13 protein-coding genes, 1 tRNA gene and 1 pseudogene are annotated in these 12,511 nt (G+C 70.0%); 1 reads left to right on the top strand and 14 read right to left on the bottom strand.

What is annotated here, in order from left to right:
• Nucleotides 1-123: 123 nt before the first annotated feature.
• The 6 genes and pseudogenes from thrB to ABZ725_RS04585 form a co-directional block, all read right to left on the bottom strand.
• The gene (thrB, locus tag ABZ725_RS04610) at nt 124-1,053 is read right to left on the bottom strand and encodes a homoserine kinase (RefSeq protein ID WP_351903502.1); all 930 of its coding nucleotides are present in this window, start codon (nt 1,051-1,053) and stop codon (nt 124-126) included.
• Between the two features lie 304 nt (nt 1,054-1,357).
• Nucleotides 1,358-2,416, bottom strand: coding sequence for a threonine synthase (thrC, locus tag ABZ725_RS04605; protein WP_358801265.1), 1,059 nt, complete (start codon nt 2,414-2,416; stop codon nt 1,358-1,360).
• A gap of 6 nt (nt 2,417-2,422) precedes the next feature.
• Nucleotides 2,423-3,721, bottom strand: a complete 1,299-nt coding sequence (locus ABZ725_RS04600; protein WP_358801382.1) for a homoserine dehydrogenase — start codon at nt 3,719-3,721, stop codon at nt 2,423-2,425.
• A gap of 193 nt (nt 3,722-3,914) precedes the next feature.
• Nucleotides 3,915-5,306: a diaminopimelate decarboxylase gene (lysA, locus tag ABZ725_RS04595; RefSeq protein WP_358801264.1), complete on the bottom strand. Its 1,392-nt coding sequence runs from the start codon at nt 5,304-5,306 to the stop codon at nt 3,915-3,917.
• Between the two features lie 50 nt (nt 5,307-5,356).
• The gene (gene nrtL / locus ABZ725_RS04590; protein ID WP_358801263.1) at nt 5,357-6,562 is read right to left on the bottom strand and encodes an ArgS-related anticodon-binding protein NrtL; all 1,206 of its coding nucleotides are present in this window, start codon (nt 6,560-6,562) and stop codon (nt 5,357-5,359) included.
• A 488-nt stretch (nt 6,563-7,050) separates the two neighbouring features.
• Nucleotides 7,051-7,422: pseudogene (locus tag ABZ725_RS04585) on the bottom strand (response regulator); the annotation flags it as partial.
• Nucleotides 7,423-7,592: 170 nt separating this feature from the next.
• Here ABZ725_RS04585 and ABZ725_RS04580 point away from each other — a divergent pair.
• A tRNA-Arg gene (locus tag ABZ725_RS04580) sits at nt 7,593-7,664 on the top strand.
• Between the two features lie 233 nt (nt 7,665-7,897).
• On the opposite strand, the gene ABZ725_RS04575 is transcribed toward ABZ725_RS04580, so the two are convergent.
• From ABZ725_RS04575 to ABZ725_RS04540, 8 genes are all read right to left on the bottom strand, one after another.
• On the bottom strand, nt 7,898-9,304 hold the full coding sequence (locus ABZ725_RS04575) for a tyrosine-type recombinase/integrase (protein ID WP_358801262.1): 1,407 nt from the start codon (nt 9,302-9,304) through the stop codon (nt 7,898-7,900).
• A complete protein-coding gene (locus ABZ725_RS04570) occupies nt 9,301-9,471 on the bottom strand; it encodes an excisionase (RefSeq protein ID WP_041669189.1) in 171 nt (56 codons plus the stop codon). The genes ABZ725_RS04575 and ABZ725_RS04570 overlap by 4 nt, the downstream gene beginning before the upstream one ends.
• Nucleotides 9,471-10,838, bottom strand: coding sequence for a replication initiator (locus ABZ725_RS04565; protein WP_358801261.1), 1,368 nt, complete (start codon nt 10,836-10,838; stop codon nt 9,471-9,473). The genes ABZ725_RS04570 and ABZ725_RS04565 overlap by 1 nt, the downstream gene beginning before the upstream one ends.
• 108 nt (nt 10,839-10,946) lie before the next feature.
• Nucleotides 10,947-11,246, bottom strand: a complete 300-nt coding sequence (locus ABZ725_RS04560) for a SpdD protein (protein ID WP_358801260.1) — start codon at nt 11,244-11,246, stop codon at nt 10,947-10,949.
• Nucleotides 11,247-11,266: 20 nt separating this feature from the next.
• Nucleotides 11,267-11,422 carry a hypothetical protein gene (locus ABZ725_RS04555; protein WP_358801259.1) on the bottom strand — a complete coding sequence of 52 codons (156 nt, stop codon included), beginning with the start codon at nt 11,420-11,422 and terminating at the stop codon, nt 11,267-11,269.
• 16 nt (nt 11,423-11,438) lie between these two features.
• Entirely contained in the window at nt 11,439-11,621 is a 183-nt protein-coding gene (locus tag ABZ725_RS04550) for a mobile element transfer protein (RefSeq protein WP_358801258.1), read from the bottom strand.
• Nucleotides 11,618-11,803 carry a hypothetical protein gene (locus ABZ725_RS04545; protein WP_358801257.1) on the bottom strand — a complete coding sequence of 62 codons (186 nt, stop codon included), beginning with the start codon at nt 11,801-11,803 and terminating at the stop codon, nt 11,618-11,620. The genes ABZ725_RS04550 and ABZ725_RS04545 overlap by 4 nt, the downstream gene beginning before the upstream one ends.
• A 15-nt stretch (nt 11,804-11,818) precedes the next feature.
• A complete protein-coding gene (locus tag ABZ725_RS04540) occupies nt 11,819-12,493 on the bottom strand; it encodes a DUF2637 domain-containing protein (protein ID WP_358801256.1) in 675 nt (224 codons plus the stop codon).
• Nucleotides 12,494-12,511 lie beyond the last annotated feature (18 nt).

Here is a 12,511-nt window from a genome sequence, read left to right as displayed (position 1 = left end):
AATGTCTGTCCCTGACGGGGACACGAAGCACCTCGCCATGGTGGGGTCGGGTGCAGACTTGAGGTTAACACTACCGGATCCAACAAACATTCCCCCTCTCGAAATCCGGCAACCGTGCGCTTGTTAAATGTCGCCGGAGGGTGCAAGAGGCAGCACGCACGCCCCCTGCAAGTCCATGGCCAGGCGGTTCGCGGCCCAGTCCGCACCGGCCGAGGCCTCGACCTTGTCGGCCGTGGCCGCGTCGGTCAGCGCCATCACCGTGGGTCCCGCACCGGAAATCACTGCGGGAATCCCGTCGGCGCGCAGCCGCTCCACGAGCGCCGCGCTCTCCGGCATCGCCGGCGCGCGGTACTCCTGGTGCAGCCGGTCCTCGGTGGCGGGCAACAGCAGTTCGGGGCGCCGGGTGAGGGCCTCGACGAGCAGCGCGGCCCGGCCCGCGTTGGCGGCGGCGTCGACGTGCGGAACGGAGCGCGGGAGCAGTCCGCGCGCGGTCTCGGTGAGAACCGGCTTCCCGGGCACGAAAACCACCGGAACGATGGAATCGGCAGGGTCCATCCTGATCGCCCGCGCGGCGCCCGACTCCATCCAGGACAGGGTGAACCCGCCCAGCAGACAGGCCGCGACGTTGTCCGGGTGCCCCTCGATCTCGGTGGCGAGTTCGAGCAGCGCGGCGTCGTCGAGCCTGCTCTCGCCGCCTATGGTCACCGCGCGCGCGGCGACGATGCCGGCGCAGATCGCGGCGGAGGAGGAGCCGAGGCCCCGGCCGTGCGGGATGCGGTTGGCGCAGACGATCTCCAGGCCGCGCGGCTGGCCGCCCAGGACGTCGAACGCGGTGCGCAGGGAGCGGACGAGGAGATGCTTCTCGTCACGCGGCAGCGTCTCGCTGCCCTCCCCCGCGATGTCGATGTGCAGCCCGGAGTCGGCCACCCGGACGACGACGTCGTCGTAGAGCCCCAGCCCCAGGCCGAAGGCGTCGAAGCCCGGGCCGAGGTTGGCGCTGGTGGCGGGGACGCGCACCCGGACGGGGGCGGCGCGGAAGGCGGGACCGGCCATCTCGCGATGACTCTCCTTGAGCTGCGGGACTGTCGAATGACATTCGATGCGTATGGGAGAACCCTGGGACCGCGACGGCTACGGGCGACGGCCACTGGCTGGCGGCGACGCGGCACTGCGGCATATGCGGCGGGCGGGTTCAGTACAGCCTATCGAAGGAAGGTTCTGCGGCGACATAGGGCGCACAGGAGGCGCACGATGCGTGTCGCAAGCCCCCTGTGCACCCCCGTTGCGGAAAGCCCCCGGCGGGTCGCCTTCGAAAGTCGGAAGGTCGCCCGTCGGGGACTCGTCACGCCCGGGTCGCTCAGGCGAGGCCGAGACGCTGGGCCGCCGTGACCGCGTCGACCGGGACGGTGACCGGCTGCGGGGCGCCGGCGACGGCCCAGTCCGGGTCCTTCAGACCGTTTCCGGTGACCGTGCAGACGATCCGCTGCCCCGGGTCGACCTTGCCCTGCTCGGCGGCCTTCAGCAGACCGGCCACGGACGCGGCGGACGCGGGCTCCACGAAGACGCCCTCCTGAGCGGCCAACAGCCGGTAGGCGCGCAGGATCTCACGGTCCGTCACCTCGTCGATGAAGCCGCCGGACTCCTCCTGCGCCGCCAGCGCGAACTTCCAGGAGGCGGGGTTGCCGATGCGGATCGCGGTGGCGATGGTCGACGGGTCCTTGACGATCTCGCCGCGCACGATCGGGGCGCTGCCGGACGCCTGGAAACCCCACATCCGGGGCGTCTGCGCCGCGATGCCGTCGGCGGCGTACTCCTGGTAGCCCTTCCAGTACGCGGTGATGTTGCCCGCGTTGCCGACCGGCAGCACATGGATGTCGGGGGCGTTCCCGAGCATGTCCACGATCTCGAACGCGGCCGTCTTCTGGCCCTCGATCCGCACCGGGTTGACCGAATTGACCAGCGCCACCGGGTAGTTGTCGCTCAGCTCACGGGCCAGCGTGAGGCAGTCGTCGAAGTTGCCGTCGACCTGGAGGATCTTCGCGCCGTGCACGAGCGCCTGCCCCATCTTGCCGAGCGCGATCTTGCCGCGCGGCACGAGGACGGCCGAGACCATGCCCGCGCGCACCGCGTAGGCGGCGGCGGAGGCAGACGTGTTGCCCGTAGAGGCACAGATGACGGCCTGCGCGCCCTCCTCCTTGGCCCGCGTGATCGCCATGGTCATGCCGCGGTCCTTGAAGGACCCGGTGGGGTTGGCGCCCTCCACCTTGAGGTGGACCTCGCAGCCCGTGCGCTCGGAGAGCACCTGCGCGGGCACGAGGGGCGTGCCGCCCTCACGGAGCGTCACGACCGGCGTGCTGTCGGATACCGGCAGCCGGTCCCGGTACTCCTCGATGATTCCGCGCCACTGGTGGGTCATTGCTGGTTACTCTCCTTCAACCCGCATGATGCTGGCGACACCCCGCACGGTGTCGAGCTTGCGCAGCGCCTCGACGGTCCCGGTCAGGGAGGCGTCGGACGCGCGATGGGTGACGACGACGAGAGAGGCCTCGCCACCGCCGTCTTGGCGTCCCTGCTGCCGCACGGTATCGATCGACACCCCGTGCTCGGCGAAGACGGTGGCCACCTGGGCGAGAACGCCCGGTTTGTCCGCGACGTCAAGGCTGATGTGGTAGCGGGTGACGACATCGCCCATCGGCGACACCGGCAGGGCGGCATACGCCGACTCGCCGGGCCCCGTCGCCCCGCTGAGCCGGTTGCGGCAGACGGCGACGAGGTCGCCGAGCACGGCGGAGGCGGTGGGAGAACCGCCGGCGCCGGGACCGTAGAACATGAGCTGCCCGGCCGCGTCCGACTCGACGAACACGGCGTTGTAGGCACCGCGGACGGAGGCGAGCGGGTGGGTCAGCGGGATCATCGCCGGGTGCACGCGCGCGGTGACGGAGCCCCCGTCGGCCGCCCGCTCGCAGATGGCGAGCAGCTTGATGGTGCAGCCCATCGCCCGCGCCGAGGCGAAGTCGGAGGCGGTGACCTCGGTCATGCCCTCGCGGTAGACGTCGTCGAGGCGCACGCGCGTGTGGAAGGCGATGCCGGCGAGGATGGCGGCCTTGGCGGCGGCGTCGAAGGCCTCCACGTCGGCGGTCGGATCGGCCTCGGCGTACCCCAGGGCGGTGGCCTCGTCGAGGGCCTCCTGATACCCGGCGCCCGTGCTGTCCATCTTGTCGAGGATGAAGTTGGTGGTGCCGTTGACGATCCCGAGCACCCGGTTCACCTTGTCCCCGGCGAGGGACTCGCGCAGCGGCCGGATCAGCGGAATGGCGCCGGCGACGGCGGCCTCGTAATAGAGGTCCTCGCCGTGCTCCTCGGCGGCGGCGTGCAGCGCGGCGCCGTCCTGGGCGAGCAGCGCCTTGTTCGCGGAGACGACGGAGGCGCCGTACTCGAAGGCGGTGGTGATGAGCGTACGAGCGGGCTCGATGCCGCCGATGACCTCGACGACGACGTCGATGTCGCCGCGCTTGACGAGTGCGGTGGCGTCGGTGGTGACGAGGGAGGGGTCGATGCCGTCCCGGACCTTGGAGGGCCGCCGCACGGCGACGCCCGCCAGTTCCACGGGGGCGCCGATCCTCGCGGCGAGGTCGTCGGCGTGCGTCGTCATGATGCGCGCCACCTCTGAGCCGACCACTCCACAGCCCAGCAGCGCCACCTTCAGCGGACGCGTACGCATCATCCGACCTCGTTTCCTCATACCGTCTACGGTTGTTTCCGGTTGACCCAGTCTCACCCACCGGACCGGAGTTTCTATCCCCGGTCCGGATCGTGAGACATCTATTTCATTTTCGCAGGGGCGACAGACAGAAGATTCTCCGCCCGCGCTTTCCGTTTCTTTTTGTTTCCGGTGCGATGGCTCAGCGGCAGACTCAGCCGACGTCGAGCCGCAGCAGATCCTCCTCGGTCTCCCGCCGCACGACGACCCGCGAGGCCCCCTCGTGCACGGCGACGACGGGCGGCCGCAGCACATGGTTGTAGTTGCTGGCCATGGACCGGCAGTAGGCGCCGGTGGCGGGCACGGCGATGAGATCACCGGGCGCCAGGTCGGAGGGCAGGAACGCATCCTTGACCACGATGTCCCCACTCTCACAGTGCTTGCCGACGACCCGGCTGAGCATGGGCGCGGCATCGCTGGTCCGGGAGACGAGCGCGACGCTGTACTCGGCGTCGTACAGCGCGGTGCGGATGTTGTCCGACATACCGCCGTCGACGGAGACGTACGTCCGCAGCCCGTCGAGGGGCTTGATGGTGCCGACCTCGTAGAGGGTGAAGGCGGTCGGCCCGACGATGGCCCGCCCGGGCTCGACGGAGATGCGCGGCGTCCGCAGCCGGGCGGCCTCACACTCCCGGGTGACGATCTCGGTGAGCGCCTTGGCGATCTCGTGCGGCTCCCGCGGATCGTCGTCACTCGTGTAGGCGATCCCGAGCCCACCGCCGAGGTCGATCTCGGGCAGCTCGACCCCGTGCTCGTCGCGGACGTCCTTCAGCAGCCCGACCACCCGGTGCGCGGCGACCTCGAACCCCGACATGTCGAAGATCTGCGATCCGATGTGGGAGTGGATCCCGACCAGCTCGAGCCCGTCGAGCTGAAGAGCGCGCCGCACGGCCTCGGCAGCCTGCCCGCCGGCGAGCGGAATCCCGAACTTCTGATCCTCGTGGGCGGTGGCGATGAACTCGTGCGTGTGCGCCTCGACCCCGACGGTGATCCGAATCTGAACCCGCTGCCGCTTCCCGAGCTCCTGCGCGATGTGCGCGACCCGGACGATCTCCTGGAAAGAGTCGAGGACGATACGCCCGACACCGGCGTCGATGGCCCGCCGGATCTCGTCGCCGGACTTGTTGTTGCCGTGGAAGGCGATGCGATCGGCGGGCATCCCGGCGGAGAGGGCGGTGGTCAGCTCCCCACCGCTGCACACATCGAGGTTGAGCCCCTCTTCGTGCAGCCATCGCACGACGGCCCGGGACAGGAACGCCTTGCCGGCGTAGAAGACGTCGGCGTCGGCCCCGAAGGCGGTACGCCAGGCGCGGGCCCGGTCGCGGAAGTCGGCCTCGTCGAGGATGTAGGCCGGGGTGCCGTGCTGCTCGGCGAGGCTGAGGACGTCGACCCCGCCGACGGTCACGACACCGTCGGCGTTGCGGGCGACGGTCTGCGCCCAGACCTTCGCGTCGAGGGTGTTGAGATCGGCGGGCGGAGCGGAGTAGTGCCCTTCGGGAAGGACATCGGCGTGGCGGGGCCCGGCGGGGTGGGCGGATCGGCTCATCTGGGCGTGCTCTTTCAGAAGTCTCTGAGAGGTCAGAGAGGTCAGAGATGTCAGAGGTGGTCGGGTGCGTCGATGCCGAGCAGGGACAGGCCGCCGGCCAGCACCACCCCGGCAGCTTCGGCAAGCGCAAGCCGGGCACGGTGGGCGGCCGAGGGTTTCTCCTCACCACGGGGAAGCACCTCGGGGAGGAGGGGGAGGGCGGCGTCGGCGACAGCGAGGAGATGACGGGTGAGACGGGAGGGAGCGGAGGGGTCGAGGCCGAGGCCGAGGCCGAGGCCGGGACCGGAGGTCACGGCGGGGACTTCGGGGACGGCGGGAACGTCGGGGACTTCGGGGACGGCGGGAACGTCGGGGACTTCGGGGACGGCGGTCGCGAGGACGCGGGGGTAGTCGGCGAGAAAGGCGACGAGGTCACGTCCGTACGCGGGGGCGAGGCCGGGGTCGGTGTCGGGGCCGCGGGCGAGGTCGGGACCGAGGTCTGGGCCGGGAGCGAGGTCGGGGCCAGGACCAGGTCCGGCGACGAACCCGAGGTCGGCGGCGTTGCGTCGCACGGCCCGGATACGGGCGTGGGCGTAGCGGACCCGGAAGAGAGGGTTGCTCTCTCGCTGGACCAGGTGGTCGGCGGTGATCCGGGGCCGATCATGCGGGGCAGGATGGAGCAGCGCCCACCGAGCGGCATCGAGCCCGAGAAACGCGGGATCCTCAGGAGCGGGGACGGCCAGAAGGGGGGTGCCTCCTTCACGTCCATGCCCGAGCCCCTGCAGGACTCCATGCCGGACTCCGTTCCGGACCTCGTGCCGGACGTCGACACGACCGCCCTGCGCCCCGATGATCCGCGCGAGCACATCGGCGAGAACCTCGGCCCGCACCTCGTAAGGCACCCGCACCTCGAACACCTGCCCGGCGAGACGATCGCTGTGCCCGTACCGCACTCCCTCGCTCCGGACCCGCCGGACGAGGTCGGAGACGGCAGAACCGTCAAGGCTGATGTTGAGGAACCCCGGCCCGGTGATCTCGACCCCGGTGACGCCTTCGGCCCGCGCAAGATACGACCGCAGCACCTCGGCAACCCGCAACGGGGGCTGCCCGGCGGACCGGGCGAGCTGCAGGGCGATGCCGGTCGCGTAGTCCCCACGCCCTCCGGCCCCCGGCGGCCCGACCACGGCCCGCACCGGAACGGCCACGCTGAGCTCCCCGTCGTCAACAGCACAACGCACCGCGCGCAGCACGGTCCGAGACAGCTCGACGGGGGTCACGGCACAAGCGTATGGGAGGAGGGGGGTGGGTACGCGAGCCGGTTTGGGGAGGGTCCGGGATACGGACGGAGAATCGAATCAAATCCACCCGAACAAGACAACCGCGTCATGCGCCACGCAGCACACACGACTCACCGACAGCCACGACCCCTGAGCGGGCCCGGCAGACAGACACCGCCGCCACGACACCTTACGTGGGCCCGGCAGACACCGCCGTCACGACACCTGACGCAGGTCGACGGACGGCGGCGACGCTACTCGGCGGCCGAGGGCCCGCCGCTCACCCCGTTGCCTTTCCCCGCCCCCACACCTTCGCCCACACCTTGGCCCACACCTTCGCCCGCCCCAAGACCGTTCCCAAGCCCCAACCCGCCTCCGCGTCCGAGCCCGAGTCCGAGCCCAACACCCAACCCAAGATCCAACCCGGCCGCACCCCCACTCCCCTCCCCGCCTTCACCCCTCTCCCCTTCACTCCCTCTCGCTCCCGCTCTCTCCATCAACGTCCTGACGACAGAGATGAGTTCGTTGGGCTCGAAGGGCTTGGCAAGGAAAGCGTCGACGCCGACGTCGAGGCCGGCCTCGACCTCGTACTGCGTACAGGCGCTGATGATGACAAGGGGAAGATCACGCGTCCGCGGATCGGCACGCAACCGAGCGGCGGTCCGCAGCCCGTCCAGCCGGGGCATGACGACATCGAGGGTCACAAGATCGGGCCGCACCTGATGAACGACATCCAGACACTCGGCACCATCGGACGCGGTCACGACCTCGAGGCCCTCCAGCTCGAGATTGACCCTGATCAGCTGCCGAATGACCTTGTTGTCGTCCACAACAAGCACCCGGCCCGACGCGCCTGACACAACTCGAGAGTAGGTCGGGACCGGCCACCGCGTCCGGGTTTTCCCCACTTCCACCCCGTGCGGGCGACCCACACACCCTCATCCACCCCACAGAAACCCGTTCATGAACACCCTGAACGAGCTGGTAGTGTTCTACCCGTCGCCGCGAGCAACACCCTCCCGGCCGATACGCCCCCGTAGCTCAGGGGATAGAGCAACGGCCTCCGGAGCCGTGTGCGCAGGTTCGAATCCTGCCGGGGGCACCTTGGATTAGGTGCCCAAAGACCCCGCCACCAGCGCTTTCGCTGAGGACGGGGTCTTGGCGTATGTGCAGCCGTGTGCCGCTCGGAGCGACCGTATGTCGGAGTACGCGGCCTATTCGCGGCCAGGCCGCAGGGCAGAAAACCGCAGGTAGACCCCGGGAAACGACGAGACCCCTGGACCGAAGTCCAGGGGCCATCATGCCGCAGGTGCGCGTGTCGGAGGTGTGTCGGGATCAGGGCCCGTCGCCGTGCTTGTCCTCCTGGCCGCCGTCCTCCCCAAGGAGTTCGGCGATCCGGCGGTTGGCGACGTCCTGCCGACCGTCGAGGCACTTCGCATACCGGCTCAGCAGCACCTCGACGCTGTTGCCCGCCCGCTCCGCAACCTCGGTGGGGTCAACGCCAGCATTGAGCCAGGACGACAGCGCCGCGTGCCGCAGGTCGTACGGTCTAGCCGCCAGCGGCGAGGCCGCCTGTTCGGGCGTGAGCGCCAGGTGCCGTGCCTCGTCCCAGACGCGCCAGTACGTCGTCGAGGCGACCACTCCCCCGCGTTCGTTGGCGAACAGCCGGCCGTCCTTGGCTGTGCCGAACTCTGCAATGTGCGCATGGAGCATCCCCACCAGGCGGGGTGGGACAGGGACGATGCGCGTCTCGTTCGCCGGTCGGTTTTTCAAGCCGCGGTCGTCGTGAACGGCGCCGGTACCGGTCCAGCGCTTACCGACGGTGGGCCGGCTCTTCTCCAGGATCAGCGAGCCCCATCCGCTGTCCGGCAGCGTGCAGTCCTGGCGGCGCAGCGCCACCGCTTCGGCCGGACGCAGACCACCGAAGTACATGCAAGCGAACAGCGCGACGAGACGACGTCCGCGAGCCCGGCTGTAGCCGCCCACGTACGAGACCGCAGCCAGGAGCTCCCCGGCCTGGCGAGGGTTCACGACGACTCGGCGGTCCACTTCCTTGGTCACCTTGGGCGGCTTCCACTTCACGAGCGTGACCGGGTTCTCGGGGAGCTCCCCCAGCTCGACGGCATAGGCGAGCGCGTTGAAGAGGACGGCCCGCTTGCGCCGTACGGTCTCGGCGGCAGCCGTGGCCCCGGACAGCGTGAGCTTGAGGGAGTCGAGGACGCGCCGGATGTCCGCAGGGTTCTTGAGTGTCGCCAGCGGCAGCGACGCTTTGGCCACCCAGTGGAGGGCATTGGCGATGTCGACGGGCGGGGGTTCCTCGATTGCGCCCTGGACGACGAAGGCCCAGCCACGCAGGGCACGTCGAAGCACATCATCAGTCGGCCGGCCCGGCCGGTCGTCGAGCAGTTGCGTCGTGACGAGCGTCATCGTCTCGTTGGCGCTGTCTCGGGAGTTCGGCGCCGCGTGCGGCCACTTCATGGCGATGTACGCCCGGGCGAAGTCGTACCAAGTGAGGGACGGTTTGACCGTTGCCATCGAGTCCGGCAGACCGGTTTCCGAGTCGAATGCCTCCCCGTTCTGAACGGCCCTGAGCAGTTGCGCGCGGAAGTTGTCGGCAAGTGCCTTGGTTCGGAAGGTCTCGGAGAATGGGAGTGTGCTGGCGACCTTCCAGCGCACCTCATACGAAGCCTTCTTTGTCGGCCTCTTGCGAATACTCCAGATCCGCACGTCGTAGGACTTCACGCCGCCTCCCCGAGTCCGTGGAGCCACGAGGTGAAGTCACTGCGCCAGAAACGGAGTTCACCGTTCGGAAGCTTGATCGCTTCCGGAGCCTGCCCCAGTTCGCGCCAGCGATAGAAAGTGCGGCGGGAGACTCCGCCCAGCTCGGCGAGGATCTGCGGGACGGTCATCAGTTCGTCTCGTCGGCGGTCCACGACGTGTCTCCTTCCGTCGTGTCGGAGGCGGGCCGCCGTGAAGTGGCAAGCCAGGATTCGGCGGCGGTCAGCCCGGTACCGGCGAAGCGCCAGTGAGAGAGGACAAGGACGGTGTCCGGGTCCGGGAGGGGGTGGCCGGCCTGGGCCGCGCGTTCGCGGGTGAGCGTTTCGTTGTGGTCGGCCCGTTCCTGGCGGAGGGCTCCGAGGGTGACCGAGTAGGCGCGTGACTTGGTGGAGAAGTGGCCACGGAACCCGAGCATGTGAGCCCACTTGCGCAGGCGCAGGGCTTCGAGTTCGGGGCGTGCGCCCAGGTGCCAGCACGTGAGGATCATCTGCCGGGCGTGGTCGGTGACGTCGGTGCCGATGAGGTCGATGACGGGGTTGCGGATCGGGCGGTCGAGGGTGCCCGTCGCGCTCTCCGCACCTTTGGTGGCGTACTTGGCGATGTATGCGGCGACGGCCCGGCTGGTCAGGTCGGTGGGTCCGGTGAAGTCGGCCGAGCGGATGGGGCGGATATCGAGCTGTTCACCGAAGCAGAAGGCGAACGCGCGACCGTCGAGGACCGGCCCGGATGCCTCAGCGAGCCGGGCCGCCGAGCGGATCGCGTCGCTGAGGAGCTCTGTCGTGGCCCAGGCGGGAGGGGCTTCCTCGGCACCGTCCGGACCGTCCAGCCGGATCACAGCGTGAAAGTGGACGGCCCCACGCCGCTGATACTCGGCGACCTTGGCGTACGACACCTTGAGGCAGTCGCGCAGCGCCGATCGGCCGATGCCTGCTCGGGAGGCGAGCTGTTGACGCAGGTAGGTGGTGAACCGAGCCCAGAGAGCACCGGCGTGCGCGTTCCAGAGAACGGCCGCCCGGTAGTCGTAGCGCTCCGGGTCCAAGGGCGTGCCGAGGGCGGGGTCGTCGTCCGGGTGGCTGCGTCCGCAGCGGCAGCGACCGCCGCCGGGCCTGTTGTGGACGGGACCGAAGGACGGGGCGGTGAAGGTGGCGAAGACGCGGGGGTGTCCAGCGACGTCCGGACCAATGCCCTTGCCGCCGCTCAGGCCGGCCGTGACGAGGTGGAAAGTGTCCTTGCGGTAGACCTCGGCGCATGCGGCGCACCGGGTGGCCCGGCGGTTGTTGCAGCGGATGAGGAGCTGTCCGGCCGGAAGGCCGCGGTCGAGGAGCTCACGGACGATCTCGCCGGTTGCGGCGTGGACGTCGAGGCGGTGCCCCTCCATCCGTACGGGCCGCTCGCAGCCGCCGAGACGCTGGATCTGGTGTGCGTAGGTGCTCAGGTCGCCGTACTGGGCGAGTGCTGCCAGTTGGCGGATGGCTCCGGCGGGAGCCTCGGGGCGCATGTGCGGGTTCCTCCTCGGAGGGGCGGGAGTTTGGGACGGAGGCCCCGGCCTGCCTTGTCGAGGGGGCTAGACAGTGTGGGCAAGCCGAGGCCGGCGGAACGGGAGAGGTCAGCGGCTCTTGAGCATGGAGCGGATGACGACCGCGCAGACGGCCACGGAGGTGGCGGTGATGGCGACCGCGAGGAGCATGGAGACCAGGACCGCGCCGACGACCAGGACGGCGGCGCTGCCACCGGCGACGAGGGCGAGCGTGCTCCCGGGGGTGAGCTGAACGGCCGGCCGGTGGGAGACCGGGGCGGACGGAACCGGGGCGGGGGCCGAGACGTAGTGCACCGGGTTGTAGGCGGTCGGGGTCGTGGTGGTGTGCATCGGAGCGGTGTCCTGCGGCGGGTACTTCGGGGTGAACACGAGGGCGGTCCCTTCTGCGGTCAGTCGAGGAGCGTGGCGACGGCGGGGGCGAGGACGCTGTGAGCGATGAGGTAGCCGCCCAGGAGCAGCAGCGCGACCAGCCACCACGGCGGGCGGGCGAGCTGGATGCCGAGGAAGGCGACGACGAGCACGGCGAACCAGAGCGGGACGGTCATGGCGTTGATCTCCTTCTCAGGCCTTGCAGCGATGGGTGCGGGCGGCGAGTTCGGCGGCGGCGCGGCTGTCGTACTCGGCGGAGAAGTCGCAGCGCGGAGCCGTGCAGGCGGCAAGGTGTCGGTTACGGCCGCGGGCGATGAAGGAGGCGACCTGGACGGGGCCAATGCGTCGGACGTTGCGGAACCTGGGGTTGGTCATCGGGGTGCGTCCTCTCCGGTGAAGTCGTGGGCGTGGTCGGTGAGCCACTGCCTGATCTCGGGGAATTCGTCGTCGGTGGCCTGGTGGAACGCGGCTTGCGCAACGGCGACGGCTTCGACGAGCCGATTGCGGCGGGTCAGTTCTGCGGCGTACTCCAGGGCGGAGCGGATGGCGGGGCGCATCGCGTGCGTCTCCTTTCAGAGGTGGGCGGCGACGGAGGGCGTCATGGACGCGGGCAGGCCGAGCCGGGATCGGACGGTGTCGGGGTCGGCCGGTTGGCCGGTGGCGGTCCGGTGTTCCTCGGCCAGGGCCCGGACACGGTCGACGAGGACGGGCGGCAGGGAGACGGCGGGAACAGTGGGCGCCGGGGCGGGGGCGGTAATCGGTTCGGTAGTGGGTTCCGGGTCGGTGGACGGTTCCGGGAGCGCGTCACGCTGTGGCTCCTCGACGGCGACCGGGGCGGTGGGCGTCTCCGTCTCCGTAGGTGCCTCTGGCGTGCGGGGCGAGTGCGCAAGGAGCGTTCCGCCGAAGAAGGCGACGGCGGGCCAGCCGGCCACCACGACGCGGAGCGACGCGGGAACGTCGTCCAGGTCGAGGAGCCCTGCGGTCGCAACGTTCGCGCCGAGGGAGGCAGCAAGGGCAACCAGGAACCACAACCTCGGTCCCCCAGCGGGTTGTCCGGCGCGCTGCGCTTCCCGCATCCGACGCCATGCGGCGACCAACAGCAGGTCGACGCTGATGGGATAGGCCCACGCCTTCCAGCCGCCCTGTCCAGCCGCCTCAGCAAGGTCGTGCAGGTGCGAGAAGGACAGGGCACCCGCGATGACGGCCTGGACGATCACGGCGTCCACACGGGCCAGTTGGGCACGCATCGGCTCGGCTTCCTTCCG

This window comes from Streptomyces sp. NPDC006872, from assembly GCF_040635845.1.
Taxonomy (GTDB): Bacteria; Actinomycetota; Actinomycetes; order Streptomycetales; family Streptomycetaceae; genus Streptomyces.
Note: the sequence above shows the minus strand (reverse complement) of the source record. Positions and strands in the feature narration are given on the sequence as shown.

Coding starts and splice junctions, on each gene's coding strand:
- ABZ725_RS04600 (WP_358801382.1), bottom strand. CDS start 3,721: ATGCGTACGCGTCCGCTGAAGGTGGCGCTGCTGGGCTGTGGAGTGGTC.
- ABZ725_RS04550 (WP_358801258.1), bottom strand. CDS start 11,621: ATGACCAACCCCAGGTTCCGCAACGTCCGACGCATTGGCCCCGTCCAG.
- lysA (WP_358801264.1), bottom strand. CDS start 5,306: ATGAGCCGATCCGCCCACCCCGCCGGGCCCCGCCACGCCGATGTCCTT.
- thrB (WP_351903502.1), bottom strand. CDS start 1,053: ATGGCCGGTCCCGCCTTCCGCGCCGCCCCCGTCCGGGTGCGCGTCCCC.
- ABZ725_RS04540 (WP_358801256.1), bottom strand. CDS start 12,493: ATGCGTGCCCAACTGGCCCGTGTGGACGCCGTGATCGTCCAGGCCGTC.
- ABZ725_RS04545 (WP_358801257.1), bottom strand. CDS start 11,803: ATGCGCCCCGCCATCCGCTCCGCCCTGGAGTACGCCGCAGAACTGACC.
- ABZ725_RS04555 (WP_358801259.1), bottom strand. CDS start 11,422: ATGACCGTCCCGCTCTGGTTCGCCGTGCTCGTCGTCGCCTTCCTCGGC.
- ABZ725_RS04565 (WP_358801261.1), bottom strand. CDS start 10,838: ATGCGCCCCGAGGCTCCCGCCGGAGCCATCCGCCAACTGGCAGCACTC.
- thrC (WP_358801265.1), bottom strand. CDS start 2,416: ATGACCCACCAGTGGCGCGGAATCATCGAGGAGTACCGGGACCGGCTG.
- ABZ725_RS04570 (WP_041669189.1), bottom strand. CDS start 9,471: ATGACCGTCCCGCAGATCCTCGCCGAGCTGGGCGGAGTCTCCCGCCGC.